15 protein-coding genes are annotated in these 20,410 nt (G+C 69.8%); 4 read left to right on the top strand and 11 right to left on the bottom strand.

Annotated features, from left to right (window positions below; translation table 11 throughout):
- Positions 1-53 precede the first annotated feature (53 nt).
- Positions 54-1,058 carry a multicopper oxidase domain-containing protein gene (locus NQU54_RS02500; RefSeq protein WP_257629523.1) on the bottom strand — a complete coding sequence of 335 codons (1,005 nt, stop codon included), beginning with the start codon at positions 1,056-1,058 and terminating at the stop codon, positions 54-56.
- Between the two features lie 201 nt (positions 1,059-1,259).
- Between NQU54_RS02500 and NQU54_RS02495 the strand changes: the two genes are divergently transcribed.
- Together NQU54_RS02495 and NQU54_RS02490 are read left to right on the top strand one after the other, a co-directional pair.
- Complete coding sequence (locus NQU54_RS02495) at positions 1,260-3,758, top strand: ThuA domain-containing protein (RefSeq protein ID WP_372505757.1); 2,499 nt, start codon at positions 1,260-1,262, stop codon at positions 3,756-3,758.
- A gap of 38 nt (positions 3,759-3,796) precedes the next feature.
- Positions 3,797-5,974, top strand: coding sequence for an OmpL47-type beta-barrel domain-containing protein (locus NQU54_RS02490; protein ID WP_257629521.1), 2,178 nt, complete (start codon positions 3,797-3,799; stop codon positions 5,972-5,974).
- A 233-nt stretch (positions 5,975-6,207) separates the two neighbouring features.
- Here NQU54_RS02490 and recQ read toward each other — a convergent pair whose 3' ends face one another.
- On the bottom strand, positions 6,208-8,103 hold the full coding sequence (gene recQ, locus NQU54_RS02485) for a DNA helicase RecQ (RefSeq protein WP_257629520.1): 1,896 nt from the start codon (positions 8,101-8,103) through the stop codon (positions 6,208-6,210).
- Between the two features lie 159 nt (positions 8,104-8,262).
- Between recQ and NQU54_RS02480 the strand changes: the two genes are divergently transcribed.
- Entirely contained in the window at positions 8,263-8,826 is a 564-nt protein-coding gene (locus tag NQU54_RS02480) for a snapalysin family zinc-dependent metalloprotease (protein WP_257629519.1), read from the top strand.
- 60 nt (positions 8,827-8,886) lie between these two features.
- Here the strand turns inward: NQU54_RS02480 and NQU54_RS02475 are convergent, their stop codons facing one another.
- From NQU54_RS02475 to NQU54_RS02435, 9 genes are all read right to left on the bottom strand, one after another.
- Positions 8,887-9,684 (bottom strand): DeoR/GlpR family DNA-binding transcription regulator, encoded by a 798-nt coding sequence (locus NQU54_RS02475; RefSeq protein ID WP_257629518.1) that lies wholly within the window; start codon positions 9,682-9,684, stop codon positions 8,887-8,889.
- A 372-nt stretch (positions 9,685-10,056) separates the two neighbouring features.
- Entirely contained in the window at positions 10,057-11,427 is a 1,371-nt protein-coding gene (locus NQU54_RS02470) for an NAD(P)/FAD-dependent oxidoreductase (protein WP_257629517.1), read from the bottom strand.
- A gap of 77 nt (positions 11,428-11,504) precedes the next feature.
- Positions 11,505-12,494: a zinc-dependent alcohol dehydrogenase family protein gene (locus tag NQU54_RS02465; RefSeq protein WP_069860357.1), complete on the bottom strand. Its 990-nt coding sequence runs from the start codon at positions 12,492-12,494 to the stop codon at positions 11,505-11,507.
- Positions 12,491-13,366: a carbohydrate ABC transporter permease gene (locus NQU54_RS02460; RefSeq protein ID WP_069860358.1), complete on the bottom strand. Its 876-nt coding sequence runs from the start codon at positions 13,364-13,366 to the stop codon at positions 12,491-12,493. Before NQU54_RS02460 ends, NQU54_RS02465 begins: the two co-directional genes overlap by 4 nt.
- A complete protein-coding gene (locus NQU54_RS02455; protein WP_069860359.1) occupies positions 13,363-14,328 on the bottom strand; it encodes a carbohydrate ABC transporter permease in 966 nt (321 codons plus the stop codon). Before NQU54_RS02455 ends, NQU54_RS02460 begins: the two co-directional genes overlap by 4 nt.
- A complete protein-coding gene (locus NQU54_RS02450) occupies positions 14,325-15,674 on the bottom strand; it encodes an ABC transporter substrate-binding protein (protein ID WP_069860360.1) in 1,350 nt (449 codons plus the stop codon). Before NQU54_RS02450 ends, NQU54_RS02455 begins: the two co-directional genes overlap by 4 nt.
- 50 nt (positions 15,675-15,724) lie before the next feature.
- Complete coding sequence (locus tag NQU54_RS02445) at positions 15,725-16,486, bottom strand: DeoR/GlpR family DNA-binding transcription regulator (protein WP_069860361.1); 762 nt, start codon at positions 16,484-16,486, stop codon at positions 15,725-15,727.
- Between the two features lie 290 nt (positions 16,487-16,776).
- Positions 16,777-18,129 carry a 6-phospho-beta-glucosidase gene (locus NQU54_RS02440; protein ID WP_257629516.1) on the bottom strand — a complete coding sequence of 451 codons (1,353 nt, stop codon included), beginning with the start codon at positions 18,127-18,129 and terminating at the stop codon, positions 16,777-16,779.
- Entirely contained in the window at positions 18,126-18,887 is a 762-nt protein-coding gene (locus NQU54_RS02435) for a DeoR/GlpR family DNA-binding transcription regulator (RefSeq protein WP_069860362.1), read from the bottom strand. The genes NQU54_RS02440 and NQU54_RS02435 overlap by 4 nt, the downstream gene beginning before the upstream one ends.
- Before the next feature lie 208 nt (positions 18,888-19,095).
- Here NQU54_RS02435 and NQU54_RS02430 point away from each other — a divergent pair, with 208 nt between their 5' ends.
- Positions 19,096-20,232, top strand: coding sequence for a carbohydrate kinase family protein (locus NQU54_RS02430; RefSeq protein WP_257629515.1), 1,137 nt, complete (start codon positions 19,096-19,098; stop codon positions 20,230-20,232).
- Positions 20,233-20,410: the final 178 nt, after the last annotated feature.

Genomic DNA, 20,410 nt, shown 5'->3' with positions numbered 1-20,410 from the left:
GACACGGCGACGGGGCGGGCCGGTGGCCCGCCCCGTCGTTTCCGTACCGGCGGCTAATCGGAGTGGTGCGCGGACATCGGGTGCGGGTCGTAGCCGGGGATGGTGCCGTCGGACTTGGCGACCAGGAACAGCCCGGCCATGCCCATGTCGGAGTGGCTCTGGACATGGCAGTGATACATCCAGGCGCCCGCACCGACGTTCTCCCCGGCGATCACCTGGAAGCCGAAGGAGTCGGCGGGCCCGGTGATCTTGTTGTCGATGATCCGGCTCACATCACCCGGGCCTTCCAGAAGCCCGGTGCGGTTGTCCGCCCAGCGGTGCCCGTGCATATGGAAGGTGTGGTAGTACTCACCGTGGGTGATCATGATGATCTCGACGCGGTCGCCCACCGTCGCCCGGAACTCGGGGGCGTCATGGCCCGCCTTGTTGTTGATCGTCATGTCGTTGAAGACGATCGTGAACTGCTTGTCCGGCAGGATGTCGCCCGCCCGCCGCACCACCACCGGGCCGTACAGCCCCTTGCGGAGGCCACCGGTGCCGTGCGGGGTGCCCACCGCGTGGTCGTGGTAGTGCCAGTAGCCCGCGCTGCCCGGCCGCCAGGTGCCGTCGGCGCGCTTGCCCGGGGCGTGGGTGCGCCAGGTGTAGGTGCGGGTGCCGCCCGGCTCCACCGCGCTGCGATTGAGCTCGGTGCCGTCGCTGGCGACGTCGTAGTCCAGGCCGTGCACATGGAGGCTGGCCGTGACGTCCATGGTGTTCTCGAACTCGATGTGCAGGGTGTCGCCCTCGGTCAGCTCGATCAGCGGACCGGGGATGCTGGCCTTGCCCTTCTCGAGCCCGTATCCCATCTGGCCGTCCGGCAGCTTCTCGGCGTAGAGCTTGAGATGGCGGACGGTCCCGCCGGCGGTCGCCGTCCGGATGCCGCCACGTTGGGCTGTCGGCGCCTTCGCGGCGGCGGAGGTGGTGAGGGCCAGCGGTCCTACGGCCGCGGCGGCCGCGCCGCCGGTGAAGAGCCGTCTGCTGAGACCGCGTCTGGATGTGAAGGCGGGTGCGTCGCTCATCGTTCTCCCAAATAGCTGTGGATCCCCTGCCATTGACGATGCGCAGATGCCCCGGGGTGCTCTCACGGTAGCCGGGCGATCCTCGTTCATCCACACTCAGGACAAAGTTCGTTGAGTTGCGGTCATAGCTATTGGCGACTCGCGAAAAGCCGTCTAGCTTCCTTCGCGGTGCTTCCGGTACGTGAGAGGGATGGGTGACCAATGCGGGATATGCCGTATCAAATGCCCTCGAAAAGTAGAGGGCTGACAGCCGGTCGGCTGCGAAAGAGACGCGCGGGGGTGGCGGCACTGCTCTTCGGCGCCCTCACCGCGGCCCTGCTGGGCGGGACCCCCGCCAGCGCCCGGCCCGAGGATCGTGCGCCACTCACGCTGCCGTCGCCGCCCGGCGGTGACAATGTCCGGGTCCTGGTGTTCCACGGCTCGGCGGGGGACGAGCCGGCCACCGTGAACGCGGGCATCGAGGCCATCGAGCGGATCGGCAACCAGGGCCCCGCGGCGACCCGGTTCACCGTCGACGCCACCGCCGACGCCTCGGTCTTCACCAAGCCCAAGCTGGGCAAGTACAACGCCGTGGTCTTCCTGACCGGCGGCGGGGATGTGCTCGACCCCGAGCAGGAGGCGGGGCTCGAGTCGTACATGGAGGCGGGCGGCGGCTTCCTCGGCATCCATGACGCGGCCCGCAACGAGCCGTACTCCGACTGGTATTCCGGGCTGATCGGCGCCCGCCCGGCCGCCACGAACCCGGCCACCGCCCAGCGGGCCGTGGTGGAGGTGGGCGACCGCGTCCACCCGGCCACCAAGGAGCTGCCGCTGGAGTGGAAGCGCACGGACACCTGGCTGAACTGGAAGGACAACCCCTCCGGCGCGGTGCACACGGTGGCCCGGGTCCGGGAGTCCAGCTACCAGCCGGGCACCGGCGCCAACGGCTGGGACCACCCGATCTCCTGGTGCCGTGACTACGACGGCGGCCGCTCCTTCTACACCGGAATGGGCGGTACGGTCGCCACCTTCCAGGAGACCGACTTCCGGGCCCATCTGCGGGGCGCGCTGCTGTGGACCACCCGTCTCTCCAGCGCCGACTGCAAGGCCACCATCAACGCGAACTACAAGGCCGAGCGCGTCACCAAGCCCAACCAGCCCGGCCAGTCCGACCAGATCGGCGAGCCGCACGGCCTCGTCGTCGCCAAGGACGGCCGGGTGCTCTACATCGGCCGCGGCGGCGGTGACAACAGCGCGCCGGTGGTCACCGACTGGAACGACCCGGAGATCGGCAAGGGCCAGGGCCAGATCCATGTCTACGACCCGGCCACCGGCAAGGTGACGCTCGCGGGCGCCCTGACCGTCTTCGGCAACAAGGGCGGCGGCGATGAGCTGATCAAGGTCGAGGAGGGGCTGCTCGGCATCGAGCTGGACCCGGACTTCCTCGACAACGGCTGGGTGTATCTCCACTACACCCCGCACTCCCGGATCAACCGGGACACCCAGATGGCCGAGCGCCGCGTCTCCCGGTTCACCCTGGACCTGAAGACCGACAAGCTGGACCTGGCCTCGGAGAAGGTCCTGCTCTCCTGGCCGGTCCAGATCCACAGCTGCTGCCACGCGGGCGGCGGGATGAGCTGGGACTCCAAGGGCAATCTCTACATCGCCACCGGGGACAACAACTCCTCGCAGTTCAGCGACGGCTACTCCGGTAACAACCCGGAGCCGAACTACAAGGGCGTCTCCTTCGCCGACGCGCGCCGCACCGCGGGCAACACCAACAACCTCAACGGCAAGATCCTGCGCATCCACCCCGAGGACGACGGCACCTACACCCTCCCCGAGGGCAATCTCTTCACCGGAAAGGAGCCCGACGAGGGCGGTGGCAAGACCCGTGGCGAGATCTATGTGATGGGTGTGCGCAACCCGGCCCGGATCTTCGTGGACCAGAAGACCGACATCCTCTACGCGGGCTGGGTCGGCCCCGACGCGGGGGAGCCCAGCACCACCTGGGGCCCGGCCAAGTACGACACCTTCGCCGCCATCACCAAGGCGGGCAACCACGGCTGGCCGTTCTGCATGGGCAACAAGCAGCCCTACCGGGACCGCAATCTGCCCGACCCCAGCAAGCCCCTGGGCTGGTACGACTGCGACCACCCCAAGAACGAGTCGCCCAACAACAACGGTCTGGTGAACCTGCCGCCCATCACCGGGAACACCATCTGGTATTCGCCGCAGGGCGGCGCCCCCGACTATCCGCGGGACGCCAACGGCATCCCCAGCTACAAGGCGTCGGAGGCCAAGTTCCTGCTGCCGTGGCTCAAGGGCGGCGGTCAGGCCACCATGAACGGCCCGGTCTACCGCTATGACGCCGACAGCGACTCCACCACCAAGTGGCCCGCCTACTGGGACGGCAAGTGGTTCGTCGGCGACTTCTACGACGCCGACCAGCCGCGCCACGCGGTGGTGACCGACCCGAAGACCGTCGGCAAGGGCGGGCTGCCGGTGCACGCCGAATCCCTGAAGAAGATCATCCCGGTGGGCGCCGACGGCATCCGCAACCTCATGGACTGGAAGTTCGCCCCGGACGGCTCGCTCTACGTCCTCGACTACGGGCGCGGCTTCTTCACCTCCGACTCCAAGTCGGCGCTGTGGCACATCACCTACACCGGCGGCGAGCCCACTCCGCTCGCCAAGGACCTGGCCAGGAAGGCGGAGTGACCGTGAAACGAAGGCGCCAGAAACCCATCAGACCCTGGATGGCCCTCTTCGCCGCGCTGCTCATGATTCTCGGACTGAGCTCGGCCACGGCGACGGCGGCCAACGGGCAGGACAACACCCGGCAGGCCGCGGAGCAGGTCCTCACCTGGACCGCGGGTGACGACATCACCAAGTACGGCTCGGCGCCCACCACCGCGGTCGCCGGGAAGGCCACCATCGTCTTCGAGAACAGCACGGCCACCGGCAACACGATGGGGATGCCGCACACCCTGACCTTCGATGTCTCCGACCCCGAGTACAACAACGACGTCCCGCTGAACATCCTGGCCAACCCCTCGGACGACAGCGGCGGCAAGCACACCGCCGAGGTCACCCTCAGCCCCGGCCGCTACCGCTACCACTGCACCATCCCCGGCCACGGCCAGATGCAGGGGATCCTGGTGGTCACCGGCGGCGGCGGTGGCGAGGACACCACCGCGCCCGACGCGTCGGCGAAGGTCGAGGGCGAGAAGAACGCGGACGGCGCCTACATCGGGATGGCCACCGTCACCGTGTCCGCCACCGACGAGGGCTCGGGCGTGGACCGGATCGAGTTCGCGGAAGGGGACGGGGCGTTCCAGCCGTACACCGCCCCGGTGATGGTCCACCAGGTGGGCGCGCACACCATCCGCTACCGGGCCGTGGACAAGGCCGGAAACGTATCGGAGGTGAAGTCGGTGGACTTCACGGTGGTGGCGCCGCCGACGGACGACACCACACCGCCCGAGACCTCCGCCACCGTCTCCGGTGAGAAGGACCCGTCCGGCGCCTACATCGGCATGGCCACCGTGACCGTCACCGCCTCGGACACCGGCTCCGGGGTCAACCGGATCGACTACGCCCTGGACGACGGGGAGTTCCAGCCCTACACCGGTCCGGTGATGGTCCATGACGCGGGCGCGCACACCGTCCGCTACCGGGCGGCGGACAAGGCGGGCAATGTGTCCGAGGTGAAGTCGGTGGACTTCACCGTCGTGGCCCCGCCGGCCGAGGACACCATGCCCCCGGTGGTCTCCGCGAAGGTCGACGGTACGAAGAACTCCGACGGTGCCTATGTGGGCAGCGCCAAGGTCGCGCTCACCGCGGCGGACGACGACTCCGGGGTGGAGAAGGTCGAGTACTCCCTGGACAGCGGTCCGTATCTCGCCTACACCACCCCCGTGGTGGTGGACCGGGTGGGCCGCCACACCGTCGCGTACCGCGCCACCGACAAGGCGGGCAACACCTCCGAGGCCCAGCAGATCGCGTTCAGCGTGGCCGAGGGCGGCGGGGTGCCCGCACCCGCGTGTCCCGAGTGGGACGAGCGCCTCACGGTGATCGTCGGCACGGTGGACACCGGCGTCCCCAACCGCATCACCCGCAGCCGCTGCACCATCAATGAGCTGATCGAGGACGAGAAGGACTGGTCCTCCCACGCCCTGTTCCTCAAGCACGTCACCTCCGTCACCGACAAGCTGCTCGGCGACGGCGTCATCGACCAGCGCGAATACCGGGCGATCAACAAGGCGGCCAAGCAGTCCGGGATCGGCAAGCCCGGTCAGGACGAGGGCTACCGCCCGCTGTTCGACGGCACCAAGAAGTCCTTCGACAAGTGGCAGCACGTGGGCGGCGGGGCCTTCGGTCTCAACGACGACGGCAGCATGACCAGCGACACCTCGGTCGAGGGCATGGGCATGCTGTGGTTCCCGCAGCGGACGTACGACGACTTCTCGCTGAAGCTCCAGTTCCGCGATGACGCACCCGGGACGGGCAATGCCAACGGCGGTGTCTTCGTGCGCTTCCCCTATGTGCACGACCACCCCGAGGAGTCCCGTCCGGAGTGGGTCGCCATCAAATACGGGCACGAGGTGCAGATCCTCGACCGCCCCGACGGCGATATGTACAAGACCGGATCGATCTACGGTTTCGACCGGGTCGGGCTCAGCGGCGCCGGGGTCACCCCCAAGGGCAGCTGGAACGACTATGAGATCCGGGTGGTCGGCCAGCACTACTCGATCTACCGCAACGGTGTGCTGCTCAATGAGTTCGACAACACCGGCGGCCAGGAGTTCACCCCGCCGCGCTCGGACGACCCCGGCACGGACGGCCGCCGGTACTCCTCCGGGTACATCGGTCTCCAGGTCCACAGCACCGACGATGTGATCTCGTACCGCGACATCCGCATCAAGGAGCTGTAGGGACCGCCGCGTACGGCATGAGGAAAGGCGCGAGGGTGAGTGGCCGCCGGAGCACCCCAGTCCCCGGCGGCCACCGCCTCTGACGGGCGGGGTCTGACGTTACCTCAGGTAACATTCATCGGTAACCCCTGTGCTCCCGACCTGCCGAACCCCCGCTTCCGGCTCCCGGAAGCGGGGGTTCGACGTACGTCGGGCGGAGTTGGGCGGGTGCGTATCGGCGTGTGTGGATGACCTCAGGACGCCAGGGTGTCCAGAATCCCCTGTCCGTACTTCACCAGCTTGTTCTCTCCGACCCCGTTCACCGTGCCGAGCTCATCGAGCGTGGCCGGGAGACTCGTCGCGATCTCGCGCAGGGTGGCGTCGTGGAAGACCACATACGCGGGGACACCCTGCTCCTTCGCGGTCGCCGCCCGCCAGGCGCGCAGCCGCTCGAAGACCGGCACGGCCTCCTCCGCCAGATCCACCGGGGCCTTCTTGGCCTTCCCCGAGGTGCCCGTCTTCCCCTTCGCGGCCCGCGTGACCTTCTCCGGTTCGCGCCGCAGCCTGACCTCGTGCCGCCCGTTCAGCACCTCCGCGCTCGCGTCGGTGAGCACCAGCGTGCCGTAGTCCCCCTCGACCCCGAGCAGCCCCTGGGCCAGCAACTGCCGTACCGCGCCGCGCCATTCGGCCTCGCGCAGCTCCGTGCCGATGCCGAACACCGACAGGGCGTCATGGTCGAACTGGATGACCTTGGCGGTCTTCTTGCCGAGCAGGATGTCGATGATCTGGCCGGCGCCGAACTTCTGGTTGCGCTCCCGCTTGAGCCGCACCACCGTGGACAGCAGCTTCTGCGCGGGGACGGTGCCGTCCCGGACTTCCGGCGGTGTGAGGCAGGTGTCGCAGTTGCCGCAGGGGGTGGACTCCTGGCCGAAGTAGGCCAGCAGTCCCACCCGGCGGCACTCAACCGTCTCGCACAGCGCCAGCATCGCGTCGAGATGGGCGCCCAGGCGCCGCCGATGGGTGTCGTCGCCCTCGGAGGTGTCGATCATCTTCCGCTGCTGGACGATGTCCTGGAGCCCGTACGCCAGCCATGCGGTGGAGGGCAGCCCGTCCCGCCCGGCGCGGCCGGTCTCCTGGTAGTAGCCCTCGACGGACTTGGGCAGGTCCAGATGGGCCACGAACCGCACATCGGGCTTGTCGATACCCATGCCGAACGCGATCGTGGCCACCACGACCAGACCGTCCTCGCGCAGGAAGCGCGCCTGGTGCTCGGCGCGGATCCGCGCGTCCAGCCCCGCGTGGTACGGCACCGCGTCGATGCCCTGGGCGACCAGGAACTCGGCCGTCTTCTCCACCGAGGCGCGGGACAGGCAGTAGACGATCCCCGCGTCGCCCGCGTGCTCGGTGCGCAACAGCTCCAGCAGCTGCTTCTTGGGCTCGTTCTTGGGGGCGATCCGGTACTGGATGTTCGGGCGGTCGAAGCTGGCCACGAAGTGCAGCGCGTCCTGGAGCTTCAGCCGGGACGCGATCTCGGAGTGGGTGGCCTCGGTGGCGGTGGCGGTCAGCGCGATCCGGGGCACGGTGGGCCAGCGCTCATGCAGCTCGGACAGGGCCAGATAGTCGGGCCGGAAGTCGTGCCCCCACTGGGCCACACAGTGCGCCTCGTCGATGGCGAACAGCGAGACCGTGCCCCGGTCCAGCAGCCGCAGTGTGGACTCGACCCGCAGCCGCTCCGGTGCGAGATAGAGCAGATCCAGCTCGCCCGCGAGGAACTCGGCCTCGACCAGCCGCCGCTCGTCCAGGTCCTGGGTGGAGTTGAGGAACCCGGCCCGCACCCCGAGGTTCCGCAGGGCGTCGACCTGGTCCTGCATCAGCGCGATCAGCGGGGAGATGACGACGCCGACGCCCTTCCGGACCAGCGCCGGGATCTGGTAGCACAGCGATTTGCCACCGCCGGTCGGCATGAGGACGAGCGCGTCACCACCGGCCACCACATGGTCGATGATCTCCTGCTGCCCTCCCCGGAACGCGTCGTAACCGAAGACGCGGTGCAGGACGTCGAGCGCGGCGCTCGTGCCGGGTCCTGGTGCGTCGCCGTTGTCGGGGTCGGGCGCGTCGCTCGTTTCGGGGCCGGTGTCGGGAAGAGCCATCCGGTGATTCTAGGGGGCCGGGAGGTGCCCATGGTGACCACCTGTGGACAACCGGCCGGATACGAGAAGGTGTGTGGGCACAGTGGCCGATGAGCCGGCATGCATGCCATGCTCATGCTCACTTGCTCCGTCCATCCTTCCCCCACGAGGAGGCCGATCGTGAGATCCAGCAAGTTCGTACGCGCCTTACCCGCCGCGGTGACCGCGGTCCTCGCCCTGACGGCCGGACAGGCCGTGGCCGCTCCCGCCTCCGCCGCCCCGGCGGAGCACACCGCCGCCGCGCGGGTCGTGACGTACGACGCCAGCGGGGCCGCCGAGTTCAAGGACGCCGTGGCCAAGGGCGCGGCGGTCTGGAACGAGAGCGTGGTCAACGTCCAGCTGAAGCCGGCCACATCCGGTCAGCGGGCCGATGTCCGGATCATCGCGGACGACGGCTGGCCCCGCACCCTCTCCACCGGACTGGGCAGCGGCACCATCTACTTCGGCCGCGAGGCCGTCGACGAGGGCTACAACACGGTGCGGATCTCCTCGCACGAGCTCGGTCACATCCTCGGGCTGCCGGATATGAAGCCGGGGCCGTGTTCGAGCCTGATGTCCGGCTCCACCGCCGGGGTCTCCTGCACCAACCCCAACCCGAACGCCGCCGAGAAGGCCGAGGTCGAGGACAGCTTCGGCCTGGTGGGCGCGGGCGCCACGGCCGCGCCGCGGCTGTACCGGGACTGATCCGGGCGGGCCGGGGGCCCGGCTCCCGGCCCCTCGCCCCGGCACCGCGGTGGTGTGCCGTCAGACGGTGATCACCTCGGTGTCGGGCAGCGCCCGAAAGGGGCCGAGCTGGTCATCGGTGGCGCCGCTGTCGGTGACCAGCGTCCACGGCCGGTCCAGCGGGGCCCAGGCGGTGAACGGGGACTCGCCCAGCTTGCTGCTGTCGGCGAGGACGTACACCTCCCTGCCGCGGTCGGCCATCATCTCCTTGAGCGCGGTCTGGTGCAGACTCGCCTCGCAGATCCCCAGCCGGGCGTCCAGCCCGTCGGCCCCCAGGAAGACCTTGTCCGCGGTCAGCCGGGACAGGGTCAGCTCGGCGAGCGGTCCGACGAAGCCCTGGCTGACATGGCGCAGGGTCCCGGCGAGGGTGATCAGCTCCACGCCGTCCGCCTCGGCCAGTTCGCGCAGCGCGGTGAGCCCGCTGGTGATCACGGTCAGATCGGTACGGGCGCGCAGATGGTGGGCGAGCCGACCGGTGGTGGTGCCGGCGTCGAGGATCACGGTGTCGCCCGGCCCGATCCGCGCGGCCGCCCAGCGCCCGATGCGGTCCTTCTCGGCGACCGCGAGCCCGCTGCGCTGCCCGAGAGTGGGCTCGGCGGTGTGACCCGCGCTCATCGCGCCGCCGTAGGTGCGGGCGATGGCGCCCTGTTCGGTGAGGAGCGCCAGATCCCGGCGGATGGTGGAGGGAGTCACCTCCAGCGAGCGGGCCAGCTCCTCGACGACGACCGTGCCGTCGGTCTGGATCGTTCGCGCGATCAGTTCCCGGCGGTCCACCGCGCGCAGCCGCCTGCGCTCTTCCGCCCCGGTCTCCTGACTCATGGCGGCCCCCATCCTTCCGTAACCCTGCGCGACTCCGCGCAGCCCTGAGCAACATTATCAGTCTGCGCATTCCGCGCTGTTTCGCTGCGGATGCTGCGCAGAGTCTTGCGTGTTACGTGCGGTCGTGCGAGTGTTCCGCTCACAACGCGCATGGAGCGGGGAGGTCGTAGGACGGGGGAGAGTGTGCCGACGCAGGTCGGAACGGGGGACGAGGCACCGTCCGACACCCTCGGCCTCGCGGCAGCCCCGTGCCGAACGGCGCGCCGGTGCTCAGCAGTAGGGCCATCGGTGCCGACCTGATGTGCCGGGCCGGGGCGGGGCGGGGGAGGAGCCCATAGGACGGGGGTCCGGGGGCTCCTGCTCGACCGGAGGTCAGCTCTCCACGCGCATCGGCGGGTCCGTCAGCCCCCGGGCCCGCGGCAGCAGCACGGTCCGCAGGGTGACCCCGGGGGACAGCAGACGGGACGGGCCCGCCGCCAGATAGATGACATCACGGAACGCCGCGCCGACCACCCGGTCGATCGCCGCCCGGCCCGCCAGCCGTCCGAAGTACCAGCTCCGCAGCCGCTCGGCCGCCCCCGGCGGGGTGGCGTCCGCGTCCGTGGCGTACGGGCGGTCCGCGCCGACGGCGGTCAGCCAGGCGGTGTCGCTCGCCCGGGCCACCGCGCGCTGCGCCGTGGCCGCGAAGCCGGGCCGCAGACCCCCCTCGGCCAGGCAGCGGCGCAGGGCCAGCCCGCTGAGGGCGGCCACCGCCATGCCCTGGCCGTAGATCGGGTTGAAGGTGCAGGCGGCGTCCGAGACCGCGAGGAAGCCCTCGGGCACCCCGCCCGGGGCGTCGTAGTGGCGGCGGCGGTTGGAGGTGTCGCGGAAGCCGTACGGCGGGGAGACCGGTTCACAGGTCAGCAGGTGTTCGTACAGCGCCGGTTCGCCCAGGGACTTGACGAAGCCGGGCACCTCCGAGCTCTCGGTCGGCGGATGCTGACCGCGCACCCCCGACAGCGTCAGCAGCCAGTGGCCGCCCTCGACCGGGGACCATGCCGCGCCGCGCGGAAGGTCCGGGCGCGGCTGGATGACCATCACCATGTCCAGCGGTTCGGCGGGCCGGAACATCTGGGTGCAGTAGCCGATCCCGGCGTCCACGACCTCCTCGCGCGGTGCCGGGGCGCCCAGTTCGGCCAGCCACTTGGGGGCGCGCGAGCCGCGCCCCGAGGCGTCCACGACCAGATCGGCGGACAGCTCCCGCCCGGCGCGCCCGGCGTCCCGGCTCCGCACCCGTACGCCGGTGACCCGGTCCGCGTCGCCGAGCAGCCCGACGGCCTCGGTGCCCTGGAGCACCTCCACCCGGGTCCCGGACCCCTCGGCCTCGGCCAGCACCCGCGTCCGTACGGTGGCGTCGAACAGCGCCCGGGTGCAGCTGGTGGTGGCGTGTCTGCCCTCGTGGAAGCGGCGCTGCCAGCCGTTGGGGGCCTTGGTGATCACATCGCGCGGCGCCTCCAGACGGTGTGCGCCGGCCGCCTCCAGTTCGCCGTTCAGCCCGGGTAACAGCTCTTCCAGGGCGCGCCGCCCGCCGCTGAGGAAGACGTGCAGATGGCGGCCCTGGGGCACGCCCTTGCGGAATACGGGCTGCTCCGGGTAGCGGTCGCGCTCCACCAGGGTGACCGTGTCGACGTGGCCGATGAGCGCACCGGCCGCCAGCGTGCCCGCGAGCCCGCCGCCCACCACCACCGCGTCGCCCTTGCCCATCTGCCCGCCCTCCGCCGATCGTGATCATTGACGGCCCAAGCCTGGTGTCCCGGGCTTGGGCCGTCAACCACGCACGGTTACGGGACCACCACGATCTTGCGGCCCTGCCCCGCCTTGAACTGGTCGAGCGCCTTGGGGTACTCCTCCAGCGGCAGCCGGTGGCTGATGAAGATCTTCGGGTCCAGCACCCCGCTCGCGAACAGCCCGGCGGCACGCTCATAGCTGTGCAGCACGGCCATCGAGCCGGTGATGGTGATCTCCTGGTTGTAGATCTTGTACGGCTCGATGGTGGCCCGCGTCGCGTAGTCGGAGACACCGAATTGCAGGAACGTCCCGGCCTTGGCCACCCGGCCCAGACCGTCCTGAATGGCGGCCTGGTTGCCGGTGGCGTCGATGACCACGTCCCAGCCCCGCGGCTGATCCAGCTCGTCCGCCGAGCCGGCGGCCCGGGAGCAGCCGAGGGTGGTGGCGGTGGACAGCCGCTCGGAGTTGACATCGAGCATGTCCACGCTGGTGGCGCCGGTCCGCTTGGCCAGCTCCAGCATCATCAGCCCCATGGTGCCGGAGCCGTAGATGAGCACCTCGGCGCCCAGGTTGCCGTGGAGCACGTCATAGCCGCGCACCGCGCAGGACAGCGGCTCGATCAGGGCCGCGTCGGCCACGTCCACATGCTCGGGCAGCTTGACGCAGTTGGCCACCGGGGCCACCGCGAACTCGGCGGCCCCGCCGGGGACGCTGACCCCGATCGCGTTCCAGTTGTCGCACAGATTGCCCCGGCCGATCCGGCAGTAACGGCACTCATGGCAGTGCAGGGAGGGGTCCACGGCGACCCGGTCGCCCTCCGCCAACTCGGTGACATCGCTGCCGACGCCGACGACCACACCGGCGAACTCGTGCCCGGGGACGATGGGCAGCGTGGGTGCGAACTCCCCCTGCAAAATATGCAGGTCGGTGCCGCACAGCCCGCAGGCGGCCACATCCACCACGACCTCGCGGGGACCCGGGGTGGGGTCCGCGACGGTGGCGACGGTGACCTTCCCGGGGGCTTCGATGACTGCGGCCCTCATTTGACTGCTCCTAGCGAAAGGCCCTGGACCAGCTTGTCCTGGGCGGCGAAACCGGCGGCGAGCACCGGCAGGGAAATGACCATCGACGCCGCGCACACCTTGGCCAGGAAGAGCCCCTGGCTGGTGACGAACGTGGTCAGGAACGCCGGGGCGGTCTGGGCGACCACACCGGTGAGCACTTGGGCGAAGAGCATCTCGTTCCAGCTGAAGATGAAGCAGATCAGCGAGGTGGCGGCGATGCCCGGGCCCGCGATCGGGGCGACGACCCGCCACAGGATGGTGGGCAGCCGAGCGCCGTCCATCTGGGCGGCCTCGATGATCGACACCGGGATGTCGGCGAGGAAGGACTGCATCATCCACACCGCGATCGGCAGGTTCATCGAGGTGTAGAGGATGACCAGCAGCCAGACGTTGTCCAGGAAGCTGATGTCCCGCGCGAACAGGAAGACCGGCAGCAGTCCGGCCACCACCGGCAGCATCTTGGTGGACAGGAAGAAGAACATCACATCGGTCCACTTGCGCACCGGCCGGATCGACAGCGCGTACGCCGCCGGAAGCGCCAGCACCAGCACGAAGCAGGTGGAGAAGATGGATGTGCCCATCGAGTTCAGCAGCGCGGGCCAGGGGCTCGCGCCGCCGCCCGAGCCGAAGAACTCCTTGTACCCGTCCAGGGTCAGCGAAGCGGCCAGCGAGGGCGGGTTGGTGGCTGCGTCGGTCTCGGAGTGGAACGAGGTCAGCAGCATCCACAGCACCGGCAGCACGAAGACGACGCCGACGAACCAGGCCAGCACGGCCAGCGCCGTACCGCGCCGCTTCGCGCGGCGGGTGGCCTCCGAAACGGTGGTGATGACTGGGGTGCTCACGGCGGTCATGCGTGGGACACCTCCTCACGGAAGAGGGACGAAACCACGCGCAGCGCGAAGGTGGCGATGATGATCGTGCCGATCACCACGACGACCCCGGCGGCCGACGCCAGGCCGTACTCATGGGCGTTGTAGAAGGTTTCGTAGATGGTGTACGGGAGGTTGGCGGTGCCGAGGCCACCACGGGTCATGGTGAACACGGCGTCGAAGTTCTGCACGATGTAGATGGACCCCAGCAGGGTGCCCAGCTCGAGGTAGCGGCGCAGATGCGGAAGGGTCAGGAAGCGGAAGATCTGCCAGTTGCTCGCCCCGTCCAGCCGGGCCGCCTCAAGAGTGTCCAGCGGGCGGCTCTGGAGCCCGGCCAGCAGGATGAGCATCATGAACGGCGTCCACTGCCAGATCAGCGATGCCTCCACCGCGATCAGCGGCGTATCGGTGAGCCACTCCGGCTGGGGCCCGCCCAGCCAGTTGAGCACGCCGTTGAACAGGCCGTACTCGGGGTTGTACAGCGCGTGCTTCCACAGCAGCGCCGAGGCCACCGGCACCAGCAGGAACGGCGCGATGAGCATGGTGCGGACCAGGCCACGGCCGCGGAACTTGCGGTCGAGCAGCAGCGCCAGCAGCAGCCCGAGCACCACGCTGACGATCACCACGGAGGCGGTCAGCAGCACGGTGGTGCCGATGGACTCGCGCAGCGCCGAGTCGCTGAGCACCGTCTTGTAGTTCTCAAGGCCCGCGAACGCACGGCGGTCGGGCCGGAACGAGTTCCAGTCGAAGAGCGAGATCACCAGCGTCGCCACGAACGGAAGCTGGGTGACCACGATCAGGAAGATCAGCGCGGGCAGCAGCGGTGCCCGGGTGGCCCACTCCCGGGCCCGGTTCCGGGGCGCCGCAGGGCGCCCCGCGGAGGCTGTGGTCGCGGCCGGTGGCCGCTTGCCGCTCACGGGTACGGCCGTCGTCGGATTACTCATCGGTACTCCTCGCCGACGTTCTCGGCCAGCTTCTGCGACTTCTTCAATGCCGACTCGACGGACTGCTTTCCGGCGATGGCGGCGCTGATCTCCTGGGCGACCTTGGTGCCCAGATCGGCGAATTCGGGGATGTCGACGAACTGGATACCGATCGTCGGCCGCGGCTGCACACCCGGATCACGCGGCTTGGCGCCGAGGATCGCCTTACGGGTCTCCTCGGAGAAGGTGGCGGCGGTTTCCCGGTACTCCGGGGTGGAGTAGGTGGACGTCCGCTTGCCCGCGGGCACATTGGCCCAGCCGAAGTTCTTGCCGACCAGGGCCTCGTACTTCTTGCTGGATGCCCAGGAGATGAACTTCCACGCGTTGTCGGGGTGGCGCGACGCCTTCTGCACGCCCCAGGCCCAGGTGTAGAGCCAGCCCGAGCTCCGGGTCTTCTCCACCGGCGCCTGGACATATCCGATCTTGCCCTTGACCGGGGACTTGTCGGCCTCCAGCGATCCGGCCGCCGAGGTGGCGTCGTACCACATGGCGCTCTTGCCCTGGGTGAGGTTGTTCAGGCACTCGGCGAAGCCCGACTGGGCCGCACCGGCCTCACCGTGCTTGCGCACCAGGTCGACATAGAACTTGGTCGCCTTGACGAACTCGGGCGAGTCCAGCTGCGCCTTCCAGTCCTTGGTGAACCAGGTGCCGCCGAAGGTGTTGACCACCGTGGTCAGCGGGGCCATCAGCTCACCCCAGCCGGGCAGGCCGCGCAGACAGATCCCGTTCATCCCCTTGCGGGCGCCGTCCAGCTTGGCCGCGATGTCCGCGACCTGCTGCCAGGTGGGCCGCTCGGGCATCTTCAGATTCTTCTCGGCCAGGACGTCCTTGCGGTACATCAGGAACGACGACTCGCCGTAGAAGGGCTCGGCGTAGAGCTTGCCGTCCTCGGCGGTCAGCGACTCCCGCATCGAGGGGAGGATGTCCTTCTGGTCGAACGCCTTGTCCTTGTTGGCGTAGCCGTCGAGCGGCATCAGCCAGCCGTTCTTCGCGTAGAAGGGCACCTCGAAATTGCTGATGGTCGCCACGTCGTACTGACGCGCCTGATTGGCAAAGTCCTGACTGATCTTGTCGCGGACCTCGTTCTCGGGCATCATGGTGAATTTGACCGTGATGCCCGTTTCCTTGGTGAAATACTTTTTGGTGAGCTTTTGCAGGTCTACCATCTGCGGGTTGTTCACCATCAGGACATTGACGGTCTTGTCGCCTGAGCTGCCGCCCCCCATACCGGCGCAACCGGTGAGGAGCGCGCCCGCGGTCAGGGCCACCACCGGTATCCGGGCAGCGCGAAGAGTCAGGACTGGCATAACGGGTCCAATCGAAGGGACGTGGGGAAGGAAAAACAGCGGAGAAAGGGTCAGACCCTGACGATCTGGGGGCCCAGCAGCGAATAGCGATGCGCCTCGGTCAGCGGCAGACCGGTATCGGTCACAATGGTTTCGAAGTCCGAGACATCCGCGAATCGGCAGAAGCTGACGGCTCCGAATTTGGTGTGCACCCCGGAGAAGATCTTCCTCCGGGACACCCGCACCACCTGTGCCTTGATCTCGCTGACCGCTGGATCCGGGGTGGTCAGGCCGTACTGGCGGGAGATGCCGTTGGCGCCGATGAACGCCAGGTCGATGACGAAGCCCGAGAGCATATGCGTCGCCCAGTGGTCGACGGTGGCCATCGTGCCGCCGCGCACCCGGCCGCCGAGGAGCAGCACGGTGGTGTTGTCACGGGTGGCGAGGCCGGTGGCGGTCGTGAGGGAAGCGGTGATCACGGTGAGCGGCCGGTCCCGGGGCAGGGCCTCCGCGATCAGCTGTGGGGTGAATCCCTCGTCGACGAAGACCGTCTCGGCATCGCCCAGTAGATCCGCCGCGGCGCTCGCGATCCGCGACTTCTCCGGTACATGCATGGTGGTGCGGAAGGCGAGGGTGGTCTCGAAACCGGCGCTTTCCACGGGGTACGCGCCGCCATGGGTGCGCCGAACCAGTCCGTGCTGTTCCAGGACTCGCAGGTCGCGGCGCACCGTCTCCTTGGACACCCCGAGGTCGGCGGCGAGCTTGCCGACATCGACGACGCCGGCACGGCGAGCCGTGTCGAGGATCTCCCGACGGCGTTCCTCCGCGTCCACGCCGCACCTCCTGCCTAGGTCTTTCGGCTTGCGTGGCAGTTTTACAAGCGTGCAACAGGAGAGGCCAGCCTTGACACCATGGAGATCGTGACCGTATGCGCCCGTTTCACAATCGTTATGAGGGCAGGTCGGGATGGGTGAGGCCACGGACGGTGAGGAACCCGGATGCCTGGTTGCCCACCCGCCGGGCCCGTTTCCCGCCCGTTTGCCGAAAGAGGGCGTGAACGGAGCCCGACCGGGCGGGTTCAGATACTGGGGAATGCCCGAACGGACATATGCTGGGGCAGGCCCTAAAGGCGGGTGAGCGCGCCGGAGGCTTCGAGGATCCGGCCCGCGACCTTGACCGAGTCCACCAGCGGGTGGAGTGCGAGGGCCCGTAGGGCCGCACCGCGGGCGATGCCCGAATCGCTGCCCGCTTCGGTCGTGGCCGCCTCGATGGCCGAGCGCTCCACCGCCTTGATCGACAACATCAGGCCAAGCTGGTCCGGGGCCACCGCGCCGGTCGCCAGCGGCCGCGCCCCGCCCGCATCCACCAGACAGGGCACCTCCACCACGGCGTCCTCGTCAAGACCGGGGACGGCCGTGCGGTTGCGCACGTTGAGGATCAGCGTGGCGCGCTCATCGCGGGCGATGGCCCGCATGATGGCCAGCGCGATCCGGTCGTAGCCGCCGCCGTCCAGATCGCAGGTGTCGCGCTCCCAGCCGCCGGTGGCCTCACGGCTCTCCGCCATGTACGTGGCCTCGCGCTCCAGCCGGGTGCGCTCCCACGCCCTGAGCGCCCCGGGCGCACCGGAGCCCGCCGTTTCGTAGAACCGGGCCTGCTGGTCGCGGAGGAACTCCCCACGGGTGGCCGGGGCCTGACGGATCGAGGCCACCGACTCCCTGTTGAAGTAGTAGTAGTGCAGATACTCGTTGGGCAGCGCGCCGAGCGCCCGCAGCCACTCGGCGCCGAAGAGCTTGCCCTCCTCGAACGACTCCAGGGCGGCGGTGTCGCCGAGCAGCTTCGGCAGCCGGTCCCGGCCGTCCACCACCACCCGGCGCAGCCAGCCCAGATGGTTCAGGCCCACATAGTCGTAGACGGCCCGGTCCGGATCGGCGCCGACCGCCCGCGCGGCGCGGCGGCACAGGCCGACCGGGGAGTCACAGATGCCGATCACCCGGTCGCCGAGCACCCGCTGCATCGCCTCGGTGACCATGCCCGCCGGGTTGGTGAAGTTGATGACCCAGGCGTCCGGGGCCACGGCGGCGATCCGCTCCGCGATCCGCAGTGCCACCGGGAGGGTGCGCAGTCCGTAGAGCACCCCGCCCGCGCCGACGGTCTCCTGCCCCAGCACCCCTTCGGCGAGCGGAATCCGCTCGTCCGTCGCCCGGCCCTCCAGACCGCCGACGCGGATGGCCGAGAAGACGAAGTCGGCGCCGCGCAGCGCCTCGTCGAGATCGGTGGTGGCCCGGACCGCGGGGGCGCTGGGGCGGCCCGCGGCCTGTTCGGCCAGGACCGCGCGGATCGCGTCCAGCCGGCGGGAGTCGGTGTCGTACAGCACCAGCTCGGTGCAGCGCCCCGCCTCGTCCCCGGTGTCATCGAGCAACGCCCGGTACACCAGGGGCATACGGAACCCGCCGCCGCCCAGCACAGTCAGCCTCATACGGTCACTACCTCCACATCGGCCTCGCGGAACACGGCGAGCGTCGCCGGGTCGGAAGTCTTGTTGGTGATCAGGGTGTCGATCCGCTCCGGTCCGCAGATCCGGGCGAGGCCGGTGTCACCGGGGAACTTCCCCGCGGTGGCCAGCAGCACCACCTCCCGGGTCGCGCCGAGCATGGCCCGTTTGACGGGCACCTCCACATGGGTGCTGTCCAGCACGCTGCCGTCGGGGAGCACCCCGCTCGCGCCGAGGAAGAGCCGGCCGACCCGCAGCTGGCGGATGTTGGACTCGGTCAGGAAGCCGACCACGGAGCGGTAGTTGGCGCGCACCTGCCCGCCCAGCAGGATCAGCGTCACCCGCGGATCGTCGCGCAGCTCGTCGTAGACCGCGAGATTGCTGGTCACCACGGTGACCGGACGGCCGCGCAGCAGCTTGGCGAGCTGGAGGGTGGTGGTGCCGATGTCCAGCAGCAGCACATCGCCGTCGGTGACCAGCTCGGCGGCGGCACGCGCGACGGCCTCCTTGTCGGCCAGGTCGTCGACCGCCACCTCGCCGAACGGCCGCTCCTCGTCCTGCGAGGGTGCCGCCACCGCGCCGCCGTAGACCCGGGTGAGCCGGCCCGCCCGGCCCAGCTCGGTGAGGTCCCTGCGGGCCGTGGCCTCGCTGATGCCCAGGCGTGTGGCGATCTCCCCGATGGGCAGCACGCCCTCCTCGCCGAGGATGCTCAGCAGCTTCTCGTGGCGGGTCTCTCGCAGCATGGTGGCAACGTACTCCAGGTGAGCGAGTTTGCGCGAGTATGATCGACCTCTTGCATTCGGCATCGGTGAGGTGCAAGGTGTCGCTCACGCCACCAGGGTCCTTCTGACGGATTCCCGCGGGCGAAGGGCCGGGCGTCGCGACGCCGCGGAGATCCGTCAGGAGGGCCCTGGGCGAGAACAAGCCATGCCGCACAAGGAAGGCACGTCGGTGAGCACCACGGCCGGAACACCCGATCCGATCCAACCGATCCAACCGATCGACCCGCTCGCGGCGCTGCGCGCCTCCGCGGACCCCGAGCACGACGTCTACCTCACCGGCACCGTGTTCCTGGACATCATTTTCACCGGGCTCGACCACGCCCCCATCCGCGGCACCGAGTCCTGGGCGCGCGGCATGGGATCGAGCCCCGGCGGCGTCGCCAACATGGCCACCGCCGTGGCCCGGCTGGGGCTGCACACCACGCTCGCCGCCGCCTTCGGCACCGATGTCTACGGCGACTACTGCTGGGAGAGCCTCGCCCTCGGCGAGGGAGTGGACCTCACCCACTCCCGGCGCGTCCCCGGCTGGCACTCCCCGGTCACCGTCTCCATGGCGTACGAGGGCGAGCGCACCATGGTCACCCATGAGCACCCGGCCCCGCCGCCCGCCGTCCAGGGCGACCCGCCCCGCTCCCGCGCCTGTGTGACCGCCTTCGAACCAGGGCGCCAGGAGGACTGGGTGCGCCAGGCGCACGCGCAGGGCAGCAAGGTCTTCGCCGATGTCGGCTGGGACGAATCCGGCCGCTGGGACCCCGCCGCGCTCCTCGATCTGCCCTACGCCCACGCCTTTCTGCCCAACGCGGCCGAGGCCCAGCGCTACACCCGCACCGACAGCCCCGAGCGGGCGGTGCGCGCCCTGGCGGAGCAGGTGCCGATCGCGGTGGTCACCAGGGGCGCCGAGGGCGCCGTGGCCCTCGACTCGCTCACCGGGGAGAGCGCCGAGGTGCCGGGGCTGCCCGTGGACGCGCTGGACCCGACCGGCGCCGGCGATGTCTTCGTGGCCGGTTTCATCACCGGCACGCTCGCGGGCTGGCCACTCGCCGACCGGCTCGCCTTCGCCAACCTCACCGCCGCCCTCTCCGTCCAGCACTTCGGCGGCTCCCTGGCCGCGCCCGGCTGGCCGGAGGTGGCCGCCTGGTGGAGCCGGACGCGGCGGGCGGCCGACGGCGGCGCGGACGCGGCCGAACTCGCCCGCCGCTACGGCTTCCTGGGCGATCTGATTCCGGACCGGGTGCGCGACTGCCCGCGGCTGCGGGCCCTGCCCACCATCGGCTTCCGGGTGCATGACAGTGCCCAACGGTCCTGACGGTCCCGACCACCGCATCGAGGAGAACCCCATGGAACTCGTCTGTACCGGGGCGCGCCGGTCACGTCGCAGAGCCGTGCCGGCGGCGCTCGCCGTCGGCGTCGTCCTGCTCGCCGCGGGGTGTGTCCCCGGCACCGACGGCTGGCGGGGCGGTGAAGGAGTGAGCCCGGCGGGCACC

The organism is Streptomyces malaysiensis subsp. samsunensis, from assembly GCF_024519315.1.
Classification (GTDB): Bacteria; Actinomycetota; Actinomycetes; order Streptomycetales; family Streptomycetaceae; genus Streptomyces; species Streptomyces malaysiensis.
This window is presented reverse-complemented; position numbering and strand designations above follow the sequence as displayed.